The organism is Acinetobacter johnsonii, from assembly GCF_048551975.1.
Taxonomy (GTDB): Bacteria; Pseudomonadota; Gammaproteobacteria; order Pseudomonadales; family Moraxellaceae; genus Acinetobacter; species Acinetobacter johnsonii_A.
The window spans coordinates 1-275 of the sequence record NZ_JBIMCF010000224.1 but is presented as its reverse complement, the minus strand read 5'-3'; the positions used below and the strand labels follow the sequence as shown (position 1 = coordinate 275).

Genomic DNA, 275 nt, shown 5'->3' with positions numbered 1-275 from the left:
CCCCTCATCTCCCTCAGCGACGAGAGCATGACCCGCAGCTTCTACCGGCAGTTCTTCCTTGACCACGATGCCGTCCTCCGGCCCGACACCGAAGCCGCCACCACCGACCAGATGCTGACCCTTGTAAAAAGCGAGCTGGGCCTTGCTTTCGTGCCGGAACCGATGGCAAAAGCTGCGCTGGAACGCGGCGAACTCGTCCAGCTGCACCTGCAGGAGATCATCCCCCAGCGCAGCATCTGCCTCGTCTACGACCACCACCGCCCGCTGAACACAGC

1 protein-coding gene is annotated in these 275 nt (G+C 63.3%); it reads left to right on the top strand.

The features are described from left to right. The coding region (locus ACG9ZB_RS17320) for a LysR family transcriptional regulator substrate-binding protein (protein WP_419326855.1) at positions 1-275 on the top strand (275 nt) is incomplete at both ends.